Below are 779 nucleotides of genomic sequence, written 5' to 3'. Positions count from 1 at the left end.
GCCCTCGTCGCGCGCGAGCGTGGCGACCGCGCCGCCGCGCACCCGCCGGACCAGTCCTCGGCGCTCCAGCGCGTCCAGATCTCGGCGCACGGTCATCTCCGAGACGCCCAGGCGACGGGACAACTCCGACACCGAGAGCCGCTCGGATCCCTGCACCAACCGCAAGGTCACGTCCAAACGATCGGCAACGGTCATGGCTCAGTTCTAACACACGTGTGTTCGAACGAACATGTGCGTGTGTGGTCGGGGCGGGTGACGGCGGCGGAAGGAGGTCCGACGGTGACCGGAGCGGCTCTTGGTCGTTGTCGTGGTCGGGAGACGGGCCGGTCGGGTGTGGATCGGGGTGGCCCGCCGTGATGTGGGAGAGGTCGGGATCGTGTGCTCGAAAAGTTGCCATCGTCGTTTCGGCTGCGGGCGATCGACCTGGCGTTCCGCCGGCCGTTGGGAGAGCCCCTGCCGACCGGGTTCCTGTTCGATTTCGAGGGAACCCCGCCCCCGGTCGGGGCGTTGCGGGCGCGGGTCGCCGAACGGGGTGAGACGGTAGGGGCGTTGCGATATCGGGTCGGCCGCGACGGGCGGCACGCGCGGCGCGTGGACGACGTGACCTTCGCCGATCACGTGCGCGAGGTCGATCTGCCCGGAGACAAGGACGGGGCGCGGACGGGCCGGCTGATGGTCTCCGAGCCGTTCGTACGGGACGGGCGTCCACCGTGGGAGGTGTGGTTGATCCGGCGGGGCGAAGGGGCTTACACGCTGGGCTTTCGCGCCGATCACGTCCT

Annotated in this window: 1 protein-coding gene and 1 pseudogene; one reads left to right on the top strand and one right to left on the bottom strand. The window is 70.0% G+C overall.

Features of this window, described 5'->3' with window-relative positions:
- The coding region (locus tag GT354_RS15450) for a DeoR family transcriptional regulator (protein ID WP_161356888.1) at positions 1-195 on the bottom strand (195 nt) is incomplete at its 3' end.
- A 183-nt stretch (positions 196-378) separates the two neighbouring features.
- Between GT354_RS15450 and GT354_RS15445 the strand changes: the two are divergent.
- Positions 379-779, top strand: a pseudogene (locus GT354_RS15445) (condensation protein); the annotation flags it as partial.

Origin of the sequence: Streptomyces sp. SID3343 (genome assembly GCF_009865215.1) — a bacterium.
Classification (GTDB): Bacteria; Actinomycetota; Actinomycetes; order Streptomycetales; family Streptomycetaceae; genus Embleya.
Note: the sequence above shows the minus strand (reverse complement) of the source record. Positions and strands in the feature narration are given on the sequence as shown.